We start from the raw sequence: 16,402 nt of genomic DNA, 5'->3' as shown, positions 1-16,402 counted from the left end.
GCCCCGCGGCACTCCCGGCGCTACCCCCGCCAGCGGCCCCCGCACGTGCCGGCGGGCACGACCACCGGTGGGCGGCACCGTACGGTGCCGCCCTCCGACGTGCTTGTGGTGTAAGGGAGTTGAGGGGCGGGAGTCGGCCGAGCTTCTCGCCGGAGACGGTGGCGGGCGAGCGGGCAATCATGAAATCGTTGCGGAGCCGGTGGCCGGTCGGAGAGGTGAGGGCGTTCCAATCATGGAGATCCTGGGAACCACGCTGCGGATCTGCGTCGAGGACCTGGAGTCCTCGGTCGTGTTCTACGAAAGGCTGGCGGGCGGCACGGCCATGCGCTTCGAGCGGGGCGGCGTGTCCGTCGCGGCGATCGGCTGCTTCCTGCTGATGAGCGGCCCCGAGCAGGAACTGGAAGTGCTCCGCAAGGTCGCGGCGACCATCGCGGTCAAGGACGTCGACGAGGCCTGCGCCGTCCTGACCGCCGCCGGCGCGCGGGTCATCGCGGGCCCGGTCCCGACCCCCGCGGGCCGCAACCTCATCGCGATGCACCCGGATGGCGCCGTCTTCGAGTACGTGGACCGCCGCGTCGCCGACAGCTGACCCGTGTCCTCCACGGCGGGTCAGGCGTCCCCCGGGCCCGCGGGCCCGGAGCGACCAAGGACTACGCCCTCGGCGCACGCCTCGTAGAGCGGGCGGCCTCGAGGTGCGGGAGCCCCAGAACGACAGCGGGCACGCCTGAGCGGGGTCCGTCGTCAGGCGGTGGTGGCGATCTTCCACAGGTGGCCGTCGGGGTCGCTGAAATAGCCGAAGTACCCGCCCCACTCCGAGGCGGCCGCGGCCTTGACCACGGTGGCACCGGCGGCCTGCGCCGCCCGCAGGGTCTCGTCCACCTCGTCCCGCGAGTCGGTGACGAAGTGCAGCGAGACCCCACGGAACCCGGACCCTTCCGAGGGCACGCCCGCGTCCTGGGCCGCCGCTTCCCACTCGTACAGCGCCAGCATCGAGGAGTCAGGGCCGAGGGCGCACCTGACGAAGCCGGGGAAGTCCTGGTCGAGCCTGGCCCCCAGCCCTTCGACGTAGAACTTCTTGGCCCGGTCCAGGTCCTCGACGCCCAGCATCACGGTGTTCATCTGCAACGGCATGGCTTCTCCTCGCGGTGCTCCAGGTGGATGCCACCACGCTATGGCCGCCGTTTCCGCAGTGCTTCTCCGTTCCTGACCGATCGGGAACAGGCCGCGAGCTGACGGCGTCCCGCGCCGACCGCCCTCAGTCGAACCGCAGGATGCGCGGCGCGAACGCGCCCTCCGGTCCGGCGGCGCGGCCGACCGCCCACACCGTCTCCGTGCCCGGCACCGGCGCGAGGCGCAGCAGCGCGGACTCACCTTCCCCTGCCACCTCCGGTTCGCTGTACCCGGCGAAGGACTCGCCGTTCCAGGCGAGGAAGTCCGGGCCCGGGATGAGCGGCGGGGAGCTGCCCGGCGGGCCCCACTTCTGCGAGCGGGCCACCGAGATCCAGCCCAGTTTGCCGGACGTGGCGGGCGCCATCGAGGTGATCGCGCCGAAGTCGGTGGGCACGGCCATCCTGCTCCACGACTGCCCGTCCCAGCGGACGAGGAGGGGCGGGATCGGCTTGCCGGGCGGGCCGCCGACGAAGCCCGCCGTGCCGCCCGCCCACACCTCCGTCGGCGAGGTCGCCAGGATGCTGGTCACGGTCGCCCGCGGGAACCCGTCCACGATCGTCTGCTGCCACGCCTGCCCGTTCCAGTGCGACACGGCAGCGCCCGATGCGGTGGCGCCCGCGGCCCAGGCGTCGTCGGCGGCCAGGACGTGCAGTCCGTACACGGCTCCCGGCGGCACCGGCAGGTCCCGCCAGCCGCGCCCGTCCCTGCGCAGCAGTACCTGCGCACCGGCCCGCGTCCCCAGCAGCCAGGTCTCGCCGCCGCCCGCGACGAGCTTGGTCGGCACGACACCGGTCGGCGGACGGCTCTCCTCCCAGGCCTTGCCGTCGAAGCGGAGCAGGCGGGCGCCGCCCGACGCGTCACGGCCCGCCGCCCAGACCGCGGCCGGTGAGGTCGCGGCGATGGACACCAGCTCACCCTGCCAGCCCGATCCGGGCAGTTTCTGGCGCTGCCAGGCGGTGCCGTCCCAGCGCAGCAGCAGCGGGAAGCCCGGCGCCTCGCGGCCGACCGCGTCGGCGCCGACGGCCCACGCCCGGTCGGGGCCGAACGCCACGGCCTCGCTCAGCCCGGCCTGCGGGCGCACCTGGGCCGGGACGGGAACGTGGCGCCAGGACCGGGGTTCCGCCGCGGCCGAGGCCATGACGGCCGCGATGGTCAGGACGGCGGCGAGGACCGCGACGAGCAGTCTGCGTGCCATGGTCAGCCTCCCAGCCGCTCGCTCATCAGGTTCGGTTTGGAGCCGTAGATCTCGACGGTGCCGAAGGACAGCAGCGCGGATCCCGTGCTCGTCAGCGCACGCGGTTTGACGTCGATCGCGTTCTTGCGTTCCGGACCGTACGAGAAGGTGGTGCGGGAGCCGCCCACCCGCGCGTACTTCGACTGGAAAGCGCGGTCGCTGCGCACCGGCAGCCACAGCGCGCCGTCGGGTCCGCGCACCATGCCCTCGGTGTAGGTGTCGCCCAGCGGTGGGTAAGTGGTGCGCCAGGCATGCCCGTTGAAGGTCATCAGGTAGGTGCGGGCCACGCCGTCGGTGTACTGGCTGCCGCCGATGGTGACCCGGCCGGACGGTTCGAGCAGGGTCGTGTGCACGTTGCTGTTGGGCGGCAGCGGCACCTTCGCGTCTCGCCACGCCGTGCCGTCCCAGCGCAGGACGGTGGTCCCGGTGGTGGTGTCCGCCCAGGCCCAGACGTCGGTGGCCGTACGCGCGGTGATCCCCATCAGGTACAGCACGCCGTCCGGGGTGGACTGCGTGGTCCAGCCGGAACCGTCGTAGTGCAGCACCTTGAGGCCGGTGTCGTCCTCGCCTACCACCCACGCGGCACCCGGTACCGCGGCGAAGTCCTGGTAGGTCCACAGGGTCTGCGGCAGCGGCAGCGCACTCCATGCGCCCGTCGCCGACCGGCGCAGGATCTCCCCCTCACCCGCCCGGTTGTGGAGGACCCACATCTCCTTGCCGACGAACTGCACCTTGCCGAGCCAGCCCCACTCACCCGCGCCGGGGAAGGTGGCGTCCCGGCTCCACGCCCTGCCGTCCCACCGGTAGAGCATCGGCCGCAGCCCATCGGGGACCTGCTCGAACCCGGTGGCCCAGGCCTCGCCCGGCCCGCGGGCGGCGAGATGCGACACGGTCACGGGCGGGGCCGCCGCGGGGACCGTCAGCGCGGACCAGCTCGGCGTCGCGGCGGGGGTCGCAGCAGCCGTCGATGCGGGTGCCGCGACCGGCGACATCACCGCGGCGCACGCGATCACGAGGCTGACGACAAACGCACGGAGACCGTTCACTGGACCTCCCCAGACCGCGGACCTCCCCAGGCCGCGAAGGCCGCTCAGCATATTGGCATGCACCCGACGTGAACAGACATCGCACGCTTTCGCGGGGAATTTCGCGGGGAATGCGGAGGCCGGGCCGCCCCTCCGGAAGGGAAGAACCGGAGAGTCGGCCCGGCCTGCCACGGCACAGGAAACCGTGAGACCCGGCTGACGTCAGTCGTTGACGCAGGTGTTGCCGAAGGCCGGGTTGAGCAGACCGATGACGTCGATGGTGTTGCCGCAGACGTTGACCGGGACGTGCACCGGGACCTGGATGACGTTGCCGGAGATCACGCCGGGCGAGTTCTGGGCCGCGCCCGAAGCGCCGGCGTCGGCGGCGGCGACACCGGTGGCACCGAGCACGGCGGCACAGGTCGCGGCGGCGGCGATACCGATCTTGATCATGGGCTTCATCGAGACTCCTTAAGAGAAGACGAATCCGGGCGGAAAGCCAGGAACAAGATCGGTAACGCGACGACCCGCCGCGAGGTCACGCCCTGCGGCTCACTCAAACGGTGCGGCCACCCGTATAGGCGGACATTCGGCTCACCCTGCGCCGCCGCCCTCCCCCGGGCTCAGCTCTCCGGGCTCAGCTCTCCGCCGGGCGCATCCGGAAGTCGTACCGCTCCGGTACCTCCTCGCCCGTCGCCGCCGTCCACAGTTCGCCCAGCGTCTCCGCTCCCTCGCGCAGGTCGGCCGCCTCGAAGCCGGACTCGAAGACGGCTCGTACCGCTGCCATATCGCCTTCGGCGTAGAGGAGTTGTGCTTCAAGGAGGCGGAAGCGGCCCTCGGTACGGGTGGGTTCGCCGAGGCGAGTCCATACCGCGCGGGCCGCTTCCGTGCGGTGGGCGGCGAGCAGCGCGGTGATCGCCTCGTGGCCGAGGGCAGCCGTCGCCGCGGTCCAGACGGCGCCGTCGTCGCGCCGTTCCTGGCACAGGTCGTCGAAGGCCTCCGCGTACCGGTCGGCGGCCCGCTCGGTGTTGCCCTCCGCGCGGTCGGCGACGGCGAGGCAGCGGAGCAACGGCCAGCGCGAGGGGGCGAGTTCGAGGCCGCGCTCCCAGCTGCGTACGGCTTGCGCCCGGTCGTCCGCGTGCCACTGCGCGATGCCCAGGTGGTACTCGGCGAGCGGCCGGGCGGGCGCGGTCTCCAGCATGTCCCGCCAGTGCGGGGCGACCAGCGTGGGGCCGGGCGGGGCGACCTTGCGCGGCTCCGGGACGGCGCCCGTGTGCAGCAGGTCGAGCCACGGCGCCTGGTCGGGGCCGAGCGTCGACTCGGCGAAGGGCGTGCCGGGCAGCTTGTACCCGGCGCGCAGGACTTCGAGCGCGCCCCACCCGGAGCCGACGGCGAGCACCTCGCCGGGTTCGCGGTCGGCGCAGGCCAGCCACGCCCCGTACGCGGCGTCGACCGACTCCCGGGGCAGCGCGTCGGCGAGGCGCGCCGCCACCTCCTCGCGGGCGCCCGCCCAGTCGCCGTGCACGCGGTCCGCGGGCGCGGACAGCGGTCCGTACGACTCGAGCCAGCTGAACTCGGCCTCGGCGTCCAGGCGTACGTGCTCGAGCTGGGTGCGGGCGAGGCCCGACTGGATCTCCGCATAGCCGCCGGTGCCCGGTTCGGTGAGCCACTCCTGCCAGCGGCGTCCGCCGGTGCCGGTGCCCCAGAGGAAGAGCTTGCGGCCGCGCGGCAGGTCCGTGGAGGTCTGGACGAGTCCGTGCCCGGTGTCGTCGAGCGCGGCGATCCAGCGCCGGGCGCCGTCGGGCACGTCGTAGAAGTAGTCGGCGGGGTACTCGCTGCGTCGCGGGTACGTGCGGTCGGCGCCCTCGAACTCCGGCACCGGCACCTTCCGCAGCGCGCCGGTGTACGCGAACTGCCAGGCCTCGTCGGCCGGGGCGAGCACCCTGCGCTCGTCGGGCACCGCGATGTTCGACCACCAGTAGACGGGCGCGGGCTTCTCGTGCGGGTTGCGGATGCGGACGCCGACGTGCAGGAAGTCGGAGTCCTCGGGAAGCCACAGGTCCACCTGGAAGGGCAGGTCGCGCAGCCGCTCCCACTCCCACAGGCGCAGCATCTCGCCGCCGTCGGGTGCCCGTACGCGGGCCGCGTGCACGGGGGCGCAGGAGAGGGTGGTGTGGCCGGTGGCGCCGATGTTCCACTCGATGCCGCCGGAGCACCAGGCGCCGTTCAGGGCGAACGCGGCGGGCTGCAGCACGGGGTTGCGGTACAGGAGTTCGCGCCCGGTCGGCTTGTGCAGGAGTGAGTGGACGCGGCCGCCGTAGCCGGGCAGGACGGTGGCGCGCAGCCGGTCGTTCTCGACGACGATCACGTCGATCGCCGTGTCGGTGCGCTCACGTCCGTACCCGTCGAGGACCCGGGTGGGCAGCGGCGAACTCAGCGGTTCATACCTGAGTTGGCGTGCCATGTCGCGCGGCAGCCCGTCCTTGGCGCGCTCTTCGAGGACGTGCGCGTTCCGCAGCGGAAGGAGCGGCGGCAGCGGGTTCTCGGGCCCCGGCTCGGCAGCGGGCAGGGTGGTGACGTCGCGTCGCACGGTGGTCTTCACGATCACCATGGAACACGTTCGGCGGGATGTCGGCCAGGGCCCTCCCAGGTCAGGATTGCGCAAAAGCCGACACGATCAGGTCGGTGAACACGTCGCCCGCCTTGCCGTCGGGGTCGAGGTCGGGGTCGTAGATGGTGACGTTGAGGCCGACGCAGCGCGGTGAGCGCACGAACGGCCGCAGCAGGTCTAGGAGTTCGTCGGGGAAGAGGCCGCCGGGGTCGGGGCTGTCGACGGCGGGCATCACCGAAGGGTCGAGGATGTCCGCGTCCAGGTGCACCCAGAAGCCGTCGAGTTCGGGCACTTCGAGGGTCTGTGTGACGGCGCGGGCGACGTTCTCGGCGCCCCACTTCCTGAGCTCGCCGACGGTGGCGTTGGCGATCTTCAGCTCGGTGAACTCCGCCCGGTCCTCGTCCCCGTCCCGCAGCCCGAAGAGGCACACGTCCTCGTCGCGCACGTAGGGCCGCAGCCCTTCGATGTCGGTGAGGTCGTCCTGTCCTCGGCCGGTCGCGAGGGCGAGTTCCTCGCCGCCCGCGGCGCCGATCCGGTCGGAGTTGCCGGGGTGCCGGAAGTCGGCGGAGCCGTCGAGGGACGCGATGCCGTACCGTCCGATGCGGCGCAGCGCGAGGGAGGCGCCCAGCTGGATCGAGCAGTCCCCGCCGAGCACGACGAGGAAGTCCGCACCGCGCACGTGGTGTTCGATGCGGTCGGCGAGCTTACGGGTGTACGAGGCGATGGCTTCCGCGTTGAAGACTCCGTCGCCCTCCTGCCAGTCGCCCCGGTCGTAGCGTGGCGGTACGACGACGCCGCCCTCGATGGCGCCGAGACGACGCAGGATGCCTCGTTCCCGCAGGGCGCCGGCCAGTTTGTGGCAGCCGGGCACGGTGCCGGGGGCGGGCGGGCGCAGGCCCAGGTTGGAGGGTGCGTCGACGACCACGATATTCCGCATGCCGCCCATCCTGGCGACGCACGCGGAGGCTTTCAACTCCGTTGCCCCGTACGGCCCGCGGAGCGCAATCGGTTTGGCGCAAATGGAGTTCGTGCCGGAGGGCTCGTCCGCAGGACAGGGGCGCGCCTCAGGGATCAGCCGGAAGCCGCCGCGTCGCTGCCGTCCGTCGCCCGCGCCATGCTTTCGGTGACCGCCCAGCGTTCGTGGTCGCGCCAGGCTCCGTCGATGAAGAGGAAGTCCGGCGAGAAGCCCTCGAGGCGGAATCCGGCGCGGCGGACGAGGGCGACCGAGGGGGTGTTGCCCGGCTGGATGTTGGCTTCCAGGCGGTGCAGGCCGAGATCGCCGAAGGCGTGCGTCAGGACGAGGTCGAGGCCCTCGCTCATCAGGCCACGGCCGGCCGCGTGCGCGAACGCGCCGTATCCGAGGGCACCGCTGCGGAACGCGCCGCGGACGATGTTGTTGATGTTGATGAAGCCGCCGATGTCGCCGCTGTCCCGCTCGTACACCAGGAACCCGGCCCTGGCCGGGTCGTCGGCGAGCAGCCGGGCGTATGCGCGGTAGGTGTCGTCCGTGCGGGGCGGGAAGAGCCAGGGGCGGTGCAGTTCCTGGCTCTCGCGGGCGCGGGCGGTGAACTCGGCGCGGTCCGCGCCGGTGAGGGGGCGTATGCCCACGCGGGGGCCTTCGGCGAGGGGGGCGGCATGATCGGGCGTTCTGGCGGCATGATCGGGCATCCGCTCACGCTAGCGGGACGCGCCGTCACCTGCGCCTGCGCATGAAGTAGGCCCCGCACAGGGCGCCGATGATTCCCGTGCCGAGCAGCGCCATCCACAGGGGCACCGTCACCTCGGGGATGAGCAGCCGGATCTTGGTGCTGCGGGTGTTCTCGAAGATGAAGACGAGGGTGAGGACGACGACCGCGGCGACGGCCACCCTGCCGGGCGTCACCAGCCCGCCGCCAGGACCGCCGCCCTGGGAGCCGCCCGTGGAGGTGTTGGGGCTCATGGTGTGGACCCTTCCGTCGGAGGTACGCGGGCCTCCCCCGCTCCCCAGCATGGGCAGCCGGGGAGCGGAGCGCGCGGTGGGGGTTCCTCCGGGGTGGGCCGGACGGGTGACGTCAGGGGCGGACGACCGGCAGCTTCAGGACGCCGGTGTCCTCGGGGGCGCTGGTCACCGTGACGGGCTTGACGCCCTTGTTGCCGCCGTACGCGCCGTCGCTCGCGGCCACCACGAACTGCAACCTGTGGCCCTTCTCGTAGCGGTGCACGATGCCGGGCAGCGTGACCTCGAACGGCTTGGTGACGTCCGGTACGCGTACCGGTGCGACGAGGCGGTGGACGAGGGTCTTCCTGCCGTCGGGGGCGACGTCGTACAGCTTGGCGAAGAGGACGAGCTTGTCGGCGGCGTCGCCGGAGTGCTGTACGCGCTCGGTCTTCGGTGAGATCACCTTCAGGGTCGCCCGGGGCGCGCCGACCACGTCCACCGCGTCGGTGAGGGGTTCGGTCGTCCAGTCGAGGTAGGTGCCCCTGGTGTCGTGCGGCGCCGGGTCGGGCAGGCCGATCATTCCGGCGAGCGAGGACTCCGAGTGGCTGGTGGGGATCAGCCAGTTGCGGTACTCGCGGCTGCCGCGTGCCACGTTCTCGCGGTGGTCGACGAGCTTGCCGTCCCCGGAGAGGTACAGGGTGCGGTTGCGGGCGGGCACCTGGGCGGCGGTGGCGTACCGGCTTGCGGGGTCGGCGATCCAGTCGCGGTAGTAGGCGAAGTCGGGGCCGGTGTCGGTGCTCTTCTTGTGCTGGAGGTAGCGGTCGAACCAGGCGAGGACGCGCTTGCCGACGTAGGAGGTCTCCAGGTTGCCCGCGCCGAGGTTGAGTTCGCCGGAGGCGGGGTCGGTCTCGCCGCCGCTGTGGCCCCAGGACTGCCAGATCATCTTGGCCGTGGTGCCCTGGCCCTTGAGCTTGCGGTACGTCGCTTCGGCCTCGCCCAGGTTGAAGAGGCTGTCGGCCTGGCCCTGCACGAGGAGCGTCGGCGCCGTCACCTTGTTCAGGTACGACACCGGGGAGACGCCGCGTGCGAACGTCTGGAGGGCTTCGGTCCTGTCCGCCGGGTAGCGGCCGGAGTTGAGGGTGCGGATCGTCTCGCAGGCCTTGGTGACGAAGTGGAGGCAGTCGAGTTTGTTGATGCGGGAGGGGTCGAGGTTCGGGACGAGCAGCGGCTGGCCCTCGCCGATCAGGTAGAAGCCGTTCATCCACTGCCACTTGGCGGCGCCGGGGACGCGGCGGTCGGCCGCGTTGTTCGGGTCGAGGGAGTACGCGAGGTCGTTCCAGGTGATCATCGGGACGAGGGCGTCGACGCGGTGGTCCACGGCGGCCGTGGCCAGCTGGACGGCACCGCCGTACGAGCCGCCGATCATGCCGACGCGGGGGTCGCCCGCGGCGTCGGCGGTGACGTAGTCCGCCTCGGTGCCGTCGTCGGCGGCCCGTGTGCCGCCGAGGAAGTCGATGAGCCCGGCGGCCGCCCTGCCGTCGATGCCGGGGTCGTCGAGGGAGATCAGGCACCCGGACTTGCCGAAGCCGAGGCCGGAGTAGATGAGCGAGACGTAGCCGCGCTCGGCGAAGGCCTTGCCGGTCGCGGCGGTGCCGTCGTCGGACTTGCTGCCGCCGAAGCCGTTGGTGGAGAGCACGGCGGGCGCGGGGTGCGCGGCGTCCACGCCCGCGGGCCGGTACAGGTCGGCGTCGAGGGTGCAGCTCCTGCCGCCGGCCTGGACGGTGAACTTCAGGGCGGTGACGGTGTACTGGCCCGTCGCGCTCGCCGGGGCGGGCCCGCTGAGCGCGAGCGGCGCGGCGAGCGCCGCCGCGGTGGCGAGGGTCAGGGCACGGCGACGGGACAAGGAGACCTCCACGCTGAGGACGGCCGACGACCGGCGGCTACTGGCCGGTAAACACCGGCCACGTCATGGTGTGACACGTGTCATGTAGAGGTCAACGACCGTGACAGCGGTTTCTGTCGGGACTTTCGGTGAAGGGCGGCCGCGCGGGGGCAGCGGGAGGCTCCCCCTACGCCAGCGCCGGCTCGTCCAGCGTCAACGTACCGGCATCCGCGTCCAGTTCGCCCGACACGCCGAACGGCACCGTGAGGGCGCCCTCGCAGTGCCCGAACCCGAACTCCTCGACCACCGGCACGCCGAGGCCCCCGAGCCGGTCAGCGAAGAGCGTCCGCAGCTCGTCGCGTGGCCCGCACGCCTCCCAGGAGCCCAGCGCGATCCCCGCCACGCCGTCCAGCCAGCGGGCGCGCAGGAGCTGGGTGAGGATCCGGTCGAGGCGGTACGCCTCCTCGCCGATGTCCTCCAGGAAGAGCAGGCCACCGCGCGTGGACGCCCGCGCCGTCGGTGTGCCGAGCTCCGCGGCGAGCAGCGACACGCAGCCGCCGAGCGTGACGCCCCGGGCCCGGCCGCCGGTCAGCGCCGCCGCGTGCGGGGAACCGGCCCGGATCACCCGGGCCTCCTCGGGCGCGAAGAGCGTCGTCCGCAGGTGCTCCTGGGCCCGCGCGTTCTTGAGGAAGTCGGCCGCGGCGGTCATCGGCCCGTGCAGGGTGGCGAGCCCCAGGCGCAGGGCGAAGGCCTCGTGCAGCGCGGTGACGTCGCTGTAGCCGAGGAAGACCTTGGGGCCCGCGGCCCGCAGCGCCGCCCAGTCGACGAGGTCCACCATGCGCTGGGCGCCGTACCCGCCGCGGGCGCAGAACACGGCGGCCACGGACGGGTCGCACCAGGCCTGTTCCAGGTCACGGGCGCGGTCCGCGTCCGCCCCCGCGAGGTACCGGAACTCCGGGTGCACATCGCGCGCATGAGGCATGGCGACCGGGTCCAGGTCCCAGCCGCGCAGGATGTCGAGGCCCGCTTCGAGGCGGTCGTCGGGGATGGGGCCGCTCGGCGCGACGACGGCCACCCGCGCGCCGGGTGTGAGGCGCGCGGGTCGTACGAGGGGTCTCACTTGGCGATCTCCAGGAGGGGCACGGGCGCGGCGAGGTCGATCCTGAACACCTGGGCGTACAGGGAGAGTTCCGCCTCCAGGGCGCGGACCATGGTGTCGGCGCGGCGGAATCCGTGCCCCTCACCCTCGAAGGCGATGTACGCGTGCGGGATGCCCCGCCCCTCCATCCGGGCGAGGAAGCGCTCCGCCTGGGCGGGCGGGCACACCACGTCGTCGAGGCCCTGGAGCAGCAGGAACGGCACGCTGACCAGGTCGGCGTGGTGCACCGGTGAGCGCTCCGCGTACCGTGCGGGGTCCTCGTCGAGCGGCCCGACCAGCGACTCCAGGTACTGCGATTCGAAGTCGTGGGTCTCCCCCGACGCGAATGCGGTGAGGTCGAGCACGGGGTAAATGATCGTCCCGCAGGCGTAGACGTCCGTGCTGGTCAGGGAGACGGCCGTGGTCCAGCCGCCCGCGCTGCCGCCGCGGACGGCGAGCCGGGCGCGGTCGGCGGTGCCCTCGTCGGCGAGGGCGAGGGCGACGGCCGCGCAGTCCTCGACGTCGCCGATGCCCCACTGCTCGCGCAGCCGGTTGCGGTAGGCGCGCCCGTACCCCGTGGAGCCGCCGTAGTTGACCTCGGCGACGCCGATGCCGCGCGAGGTGAAGTAGGCGATGGCCAGGTCGAGCACGAGCGGGGCGCGGCCGGTGGGGCCGCCGTGCGCCCACACCACGTAGGGCGGCAGTTCGTCGTCGGGCGCGATGTGCCCGGGGTGGTGCGGCGGGTAGATGTGCGCGTGGATCTCGCGTCCCGCCGGGCCGAAGAAGGTGCGGATCTGCGGTTCCGGGTAGTACGCGGGGTCCACCGGGTCGTCGTGGGCGGCGCCGACGACGCGGGCGCGGCCGGTGCAGGTGTCCAGTTCCACCACCTCGTACGCGCTGCGCGGGCTGGCCGCGACGCCGACCACGCGGGAGCCGTGTGCGGCGACGGTCGCGGACCACTCCGTCCAGGGGCCCGCCGCGTCGACGACCTCGCCCGTCTCGGGGTCGAGTATGCCGAGCGCGGTGGCGCCCTTGCCGTGCACGACGGCGACGAGTCCGCTGTCCAGCGGCGCGAACCAGTTCAGTCCTGTCTGCCAGAGGGGCCCGGCGAACTCCTCCTGGCGCGGGCAGAGCGGATGGGCACCGGCGGCGTCGTCGGGGTCCGCCCGGTACAGGTTCCACCAGCCGGTGCGGTCGCTGGAGAACAGCAGCCGTCCGTCGTGGGCCCATTCGACCTGGACGACCGACTCGTCGAGGCCGCCCGCGAAGGACCGTGCCGCGCCGAAGGTGCCGTCGTCGGCCACCTCGGCGAGCATCAGCTCCGTGCCGTCCCACGGCATGCGGGGGTGGTCCCAGGCGATCCAGGCGGCGCGGGTGCCGTCGGGCGACAGGCGCGGCCCGGTGACGAACCGGTGTCTTCCCTCGGACAGTTCGCGCACGGCCGCGCGGTCCCCGGCCGCCGATCCGTCGAGCGGCACCGCGACGACGACGCGGCGCACATCGGTGGGCGCCTCGCCGGTGAACTCCTCGAGGACGCACCAGACTTCGCCCCGCTCGGCGCGGATCACCGGCTCCGCCCAGCGCAGCCCGCCCCCCACGTCCGAGAGCGGCGTCAGGGGGCGCGGGGCGGCGCCGGGCGCGTCGGGCTCGTACGCGTACAGGCGCTGGTCGGCGAAGTCGACGAAGACCACGAGGGGTCCCTCGGGCCCCTCGGCACCGGTCCATGGACGCCCCCCGTACTCGACGACCCGGCTGCGCACGTTCCACGGCGCGGGCAGCACCGTCCGTTCCTCGCCGTCGGGCAGCCGCCGCACCAGGGCGCGGCGGCCCGCCTCGGTGGGGCGCGGCTCGGTCCACCAGGTCTCGGCGCCGACGAAGCCCACGTACCCCGGAGCGCCGTCGTGGGTGGCGGCGAGATCGGCGTCGATCGGCGACGGCCATGATCCGTACGCCCGGGTCTGCATCATGTCCTTCTCTTCCCCCATTGTTACTAGGCCGTACGCAGAAATCGGTCGAGGACGCGGACGCCGAAGTGCAGCGCGTCGACGGGGACGCATTCGTCGACTCCGTGGAACAGCGCCTGGTAGTCGAAGCCCTCCGGTGTCCTCAGCGGCGAGAAGCCGTAGCCGGTGATGCCGAGCCGCGAGAACTGCTTGGCGTCCGTACCGCCGGACATGCAGTACGGCACCACGTGGCCCTCGGGTGCGAACTCCTCGACGGCCGCACGCATGCGCGCGTACGTCGGCGAGTCGACCGGCGCCTGCAGCGCCACCTCGCGGTGGTGGAACTCCCAGTCGACGTCAGGGCCGGTGAGCCGGTCAAGCGTGTGGCGGAACTCTTCCTCGCCCCCGGGCAGAAAGCGGCCGTCGACATACGCCACTGCCTCACCTGGGATCACATTCACCTTGTAACCCGACTGCAGCATCGTCGGGTTGGCGCTGTTGCGGACCGTCGGCGCGACGAGGTCAGCCGTCGGGCCGAGCTTCTCCAGGAGCGCGTCCACGTCGAAGCCGGGCGCTTCGGGGTCGGCCTCCAGGCCGTAGAGCGTGGCGAGTTCGACGAGCGAGGCGCGCACCGTCGGGGTGAGCCGCACCGGCCAGCGGTGTTCGCCGATGCGGGCGATGGCACCGGCCAGCCTGCTCACCGCGTTGGCGCGGTTGACCTTGGAGCCGTGGCCCGCCTTGCCGCGCGCGGTGAGCTTGAGCCAGCCGGTGCCGCGCTCCCCCGCCGCGATCGGGTAGATCTGGTTGCCCCGCCCGTCGTGGAAGGTGAAGGCACCCGACTCGCTGATGCCTTCCGTACACCCCTCGAAGAGCCCGGGGTGCCGCTCGGTGAGGAACCCCGAGCCGTCGGCGGCGCTGGCCTCCTCGTCGGCGGTGAAGGCGATCACGAGGTCACGCCTCGGGCGCACTCCGGCGCGCGCCCAGTTGCGTACGACCGACAGGATCATCGCGTCCATGTTCTTCATGTCGATCGCGCCGCGGCCCCACACGACGCCGTCGCGGATCTCCCCGGAGAACGGGTCGACGCTCCAGTCGGCGGCCTCGGCGGGCACGACGTCCAGGTGGCCGTGGACGAGCAGCGCGTCGGCCGCCGGGTCCGTGCCCTCGATGCGGGCGACGACGTTCGTACGGCCCGGGGTGCGCTCCAGGAGCGTCGGCTCCAGGCCCGCGTCGGCGAGGCGTTCGGCGGCGTACTCGGCGGCGGGCCGCTCGCGGCAGTCGCCGCCGCCGCGGTTGGTGGTGTCGATGCGGATGAGCTCGGAGGTGAACGTCACGACCTCGTCGAGCGCCCGCGCGTCGACGTGGTCGTCGTCCACCGCCCCGTCGTCCTGGGGGCCCCGCTCACGCATCCCGGTCCGGCACTGGTCACCCATACTGTTCCTCCACGGCGGCAGAGGCGATCGTCGTAACCGCCTTGAAGGTACGGATTCCCTCGTACATGGTCTCGCTGTCGTAGGCGACCTTGCGCTCCCCCGTACGGCGCACGCCGGGTACGACCGTCGAGGCCATGGACAGGTGCTCGGCGTCGAACTCGACCTCCACGGTGAACGGGCCGCCCACCACCGGTTCGTGGCGCACGGCGAGCGCCGCGGCGTCCTTGGCCGCGGCGCGGATGTCGGCGGCCGTGCGGGCCGGGGTGCGGCAGACCGCGGCGTACCGCGAGACGTGGTCCTTGACGGCGACCTTCAGCGCGCCCGGCGCGTACCCGAGGGCGTCCTCGCAGGCGAGGTCGTCGCCGGTGACGAGCACCACGGGGACGCCGTACTCGGCGACGACGTGCGAGTTGAGCAGCCCCTCGCTGGCCCGTACGCCGTTGACCCAGACGCCGGTGATCTGGTTGGCGAGGTAGGTGTGGGCGAGGACGCCCTCCATGCCGGCGCCCGCGTGGTAGCCGATGAACGCGATGCCGTCCACGTCGCCGTGCTGCACGCCCTCCACCATGGAGAGCGACTTGTGCCGGCCGGTGAGCATCTCGGTCCGCTCGTCCAGCTCCTCCAGGAGCAGATTGCGCATGGTCCAGTGCGCTTCGTTGACGAGGATTTCGTCGGCGCCGCCGTCGAAGAAGCCGAGCACGGCGGCGTTGACGTCCGAGGTGAACATCGCCCTGCACCGCTCCCACTGCGGGGTGCCGGGCAGCACATCGGCAGGCCAGGTCACCCCCGTCGCGCCCTCCATGTCGGCGCTGATGAGGATTCTCATGAAGCACAGTCCCATCGCAGGTCGGAGGCTCGTCGAGCATCCGCGGACAGCAGTTGCCCGACCTCGTTCAGCAGTGACGGAGTCGGCGCTGACAGAGATCTTCACGCTACGCATCCACGAAGCTCAGGCCAAGCTCTCCTGCCCAGCGGCGGTATACGGCCCCTGGAGTCGCACAGGCTCTCACCTCGCGTCGCGGATCCCGAGGACGTACGCCGCGGTGTGGGCGACAGTCCGGTCCTCGTCGTGTGACAGCTCCACGAGTGCGCGTGCCGCCGTGGTTCCCGGGATGTCCGCGAGCGCCTCCGTCAGGCGCCGGCGCGCGGACGGGTCCAGGGTGGCGTCGGCGAGACGGCCGACGAGCCCGTCGGCGATCCGGTCCGCCGGCGCGGCACTGCCCGCCAGCGCGCTCAGCGCGTCGGCCGCGTCGGCCGCGTCGAGGTCGCGCGTCTCCTGGACCACCATGTCGATGAGGGCCGGGACCGCGTCGGCGACTCCACGGGCCCCGAGTGCCAGGGCCGCGTACCGCCGGACCACGGTGTCCGCGTGCGTGAGGGCGTCCCGCAGCAGTGCGGTCGCCTCGTCGTCCGGGAGCTCGGCGAGGGACTGGACGGCGCGTCGGCGCACCTCGGCCGACGGGGAGTCGAGCGCCTGCGCCAGCGGCTCCCATCCGCCGCCGCCCGATCGCGCGAGGGCCCACCGGAGAGCTCCGGCGACGTTCGGGTCCGACTCGTTCAGGACCGCCTCGACCAGTGCTTCCACGGGCACCGGCACCACGTCGGCCGAGGACAGGGCCGCGCGTTGGCGCTTGTCCGCGCTCGGTGAGCCGAGCGCCTGGAGGAGTGCGACGGTCCGCAGGACGTCCTGCCAGCCCGCGGGTTCGGCGGCGTCGATCCGCCGGAGCCGGGTGAGCAGCTCCGTCTCGACCGCGATGCGCTCCCGGGTGCGGCGGATCAGGTCGTCGACGAGTTCCGGGGGCGCGAAGCCGGGATCGTCGAGGGCGCGCCCGACTTCGCGCAGCGAGAGGCCCAGGGAGCGCAGGCTCTCGACGTGGAAGATCCGCCGGATGTCGTCGTCGGAGTACGCGCGGTAGCCGCCGCCGGTACGGCCCGTCGGCCGCACCAGGCCGAGCGACTCGTAGTGCCGGAGCATGCGGGCGCTGACCCCGGAACGCCGCGCCACCTCACCGATCAACACGGCCTGTCACACCCTCCTCGGCACGTCC

At 72.7% G+C, this 16,402-nt stretch carries 15 protein-coding genes; 1 reads left to right on the top strand and 14 read right to left on the bottom strand.

The features are described from left to right. The first annotated feature begins 232 nt into the window (after positions 1 to 232). Complete coding sequence (locus ABZ953_RS32690; protein ID WP_361731646.1) at positions 233 to 589, top strand: VOC family protein; 357 nt, start codon at positions 233 to 235, stop codon at positions 587 to 589. Between the two features lie 152 nt (positions 590 to 741). On the opposite strand, the gene ABZ953_RS32685 is transcribed toward ABZ953_RS32690, so the two are convergent. The 14 genes from ABZ953_RS32685 to ABZ953_RS32620 all read right to left on the bottom strand — a co-directional run bounded on the left by ABZ953_RS32685 (position 742) and on the right by ABZ953_RS32620 (position 16,374). Further along, positions 742 to 1,131 carry a VOC family protein gene (locus ABZ953_RS32685; RefSeq protein ID WP_361731644.1) on the bottom strand — a complete coding sequence of 130 codons (390 nt, stop codon included), beginning with the start codon at positions 1,129 to 1,131 and terminating at the stop codon, positions 742 to 744. 124 nt (positions 1,132 to 1,255) lie between these two features. Then, positions 1,256 to 2,365 (bottom strand): hypothetical protein, encoded by a 1,110-nt coding sequence (locus ABZ953_RS32680; RefSeq protein WP_361731641.1) that lies wholly within the window; start codon positions 2,363 to 2,365, stop codon positions 1,256 to 1,258. A 2-nt stretch (positions 2,366 to 2,367) separates the two neighbouring features. Further along, a complete protein-coding gene (locus ABZ953_RS32675; RefSeq protein ID WP_361731638.1) occupies positions 2,368 to 3,450 on the bottom strand; it encodes a hypothetical protein in 1,083 nt (360 codons plus the stop codon). Positions 3,451 to 3,651: 201 nt separating this feature from the next. Then, the gene (locus ABZ953_RS32670) at positions 3,652 to 3,882 is read right to left on the bottom strand and encodes a chaplin (protein WP_361731665.1); all 231 of its coding nucleotides are present in this window, start codon (positions 3,880 to 3,882) and stop codon (positions 3,652 to 3,654) included. A gap of 184 nt (positions 3,883 to 4,066) precedes the next feature. After that, complete coding sequence (locus ABZ953_RS32665; protein WP_361731635.1) at positions 4,067 to 6,040, bottom strand: DUF5107 domain-containing protein; 1,974 nt, start codon at positions 6,038 to 6,040, stop codon at positions 4,067 to 4,069. Between the two features lie 40 nt (positions 6,041 to 6,080). Beyond that, positions 6,081 to 6,977: an arginase family protein gene (locus ABZ953_RS32660; protein WP_361731632.1), complete on the bottom strand. Its 897-nt coding sequence runs from the start codon at positions 6,975 to 6,977 to the stop codon at positions 6,081 to 6,083. A gap of 134 nt (positions 6,978 to 7,111) precedes the next feature. Further along, a complete protein-coding gene (locus tag ABZ953_RS32655) occupies positions 7,112 to 7,708 on the bottom strand; it encodes a GNAT family N-acetyltransferase (protein WP_361731629.1) in 597 nt (198 codons plus the stop codon). 25 nt (positions 7,709 to 7,733) lie between these two features. Further along, positions 7,734 to 7,979: a DUF1049 domain-containing protein gene (locus ABZ953_RS32650; protein WP_361731626.1), complete on the bottom strand. Its 246-nt coding sequence runs from the start codon at positions 7,977 to 7,979 to the stop codon at positions 7,734 to 7,736. Between the two features lie 112 nt (positions 7,980 to 8,091). Beyond that, positions 8,092 to 9,861, bottom strand: coding sequence for a CocE/NonD family hydrolase (locus tag ABZ953_RS32645; protein WP_361731619.1), 1,770 nt, complete (start codon positions 9,859 to 9,861; stop codon positions 8,092 to 8,094). 166 nt (positions 9,862 to 10,027) lie between these two features. Continuing rightward, positions 10,028 to 10,960 carry an LD-carboxypeptidase gene (locus ABZ953_RS32640; RefSeq protein WP_361731616.1) on the bottom strand — a complete coding sequence of 311 codons (933 nt, stop codon included), beginning with the start codon at positions 10,958 to 10,960 and terminating at the stop codon, positions 10,028 to 10,030. Beyond that, positions 10,957 to 12,942, bottom strand: a complete 1,986-nt coding sequence (locus ABZ953_RS32635; protein ID WP_361731663.1) for an LpqB family beta-propeller domain-containing protein — start codon at positions 12,940 to 12,942, stop codon at positions 10,957 to 10,959. Before ABZ953_RS32635 ends, ABZ953_RS32640 begins: the two co-directional genes overlap by 4 nt. Before the next feature lie 26 nt (positions 12,943 to 12,968). Beyond that, the gene (locus tag ABZ953_RS32630) at positions 12,969 to 14,330 is read right to left on the bottom strand and encodes a M20/M25/M40 family metallo-hydrolase (protein WP_361731660.1); all 1,362 of its coding nucleotides are present in this window, start codon (positions 14,328 to 14,330) and stop codon (positions 12,969 to 12,971) included. A gap of 16 nt (positions 14,331 to 14,346) precedes the next feature. Beyond that, a complete protein-coding gene (locus ABZ953_RS32625; protein WP_361731613.1) occupies positions 14,347 to 15,180 on the bottom strand; it encodes a M55 family metallopeptidase in 834 nt (277 codons plus the stop codon). Positions 15,181 to 15,360: 180 nt separating this feature from the next. Further along, positions 15,361 to 16,374: a HEAT repeat domain-containing protein gene (locus ABZ953_RS32620; protein WP_361731610.1), complete on the bottom strand. Its 1,014-nt coding sequence runs from the start codon at positions 16,372 to 16,374 to the stop codon at positions 15,361 to 15,363. Between the last annotated feature and the right edge of the window lie 28 nt (positions 16,375 to 16,402).

The organism is Streptomyces sp. NPDC046465, from assembly GCF_040646035.1.
GTDB lineage: Bacteria > Actinomycetota > Actinomycetes > Streptomycetales > Streptomycetaceae > Streptomyces.
Note: the sequence above shows the minus strand (reverse complement) of the source record. Positions and strands in the feature narration are given on the sequence as shown.

Excerpts from the sequence above, each read along its gene's own strand:
- ABZ953_RS32690 (WP_361731646.1), top strand. The coding sequence starts at position 233 with ATGGAGATCCTGGGAACCACGCTGCGGATCTGCGTCGAGGACCTGGAG.
- ABZ953_RS32685 (WP_361731644.1), bottom strand. The coding sequence starts at position 1,131 with ATGCCGTTGCAGATGAACACCGTGATGCTGGGCGTCGAGGACCTGGAC.
- ABZ953_RS32680 (WP_361731641.1), bottom strand. The coding sequence starts at position 2,365 with ATGGCACGCAGACTGCTCGTCGCGGTCCTCGCCGCCGTCCTGACCATC.
- ABZ953_RS32670 (WP_361731665.1), bottom strand. The coding sequence starts at position 3,882 with ATGATCAAGATCGGTATCGCCGCCGCCGCGACCTGTGCCGCCGTGCTC.
- ABZ953_RS32665 (WP_361731635.1), bottom strand. The coding sequence starts at position 6,040 with ATGGTGATCGTGAAGACCACCGTGCGACGCGACGTCACCACCCTGCCC.
- ABZ953_RS32660 (WP_361731632.1), bottom strand. The coding sequence starts at position 6,977 with ATGCGGAATATCGTGGTCGTCGACGCACCCTCCAACCTGGGCCTGCGC.
- ABZ953_RS32655 (WP_361731629.1), bottom strand. The coding sequence starts at position 7,708 with ATGCCCGATCATGCCGCCAGAACGCCCGATCATGCCGCCCCCCTCGCC.
- ABZ953_RS32650 (WP_361731626.1), bottom strand. The coding sequence starts at position 7,979 with ATGAGCCCCAACACCTCCACGGGCGGCTCCCAGGGCGGCGGTCCTGGC.
- ABZ953_RS32635 (WP_361731663.1), bottom strand. The coding sequence starts at position 12,942 with ATGCAGACCCGGGCGTACGGATCATGGCCGTCGCCGATCGACGCCGAT.
- ABZ953_RS32630 (WP_361731660.1), bottom strand. The coding sequence starts at position 14,330 with ATGCGTGAGCGGGGCCCCCAGGACGACGGGGCGGTGGACGACGACCAC.
- ABZ953_RS32625 (WP_361731613.1), bottom strand. The coding sequence starts at position 15,180 with ATGAGAATCCTCATCAGCGCCGACATGGAGGGCGCGACGGGGGTGACC.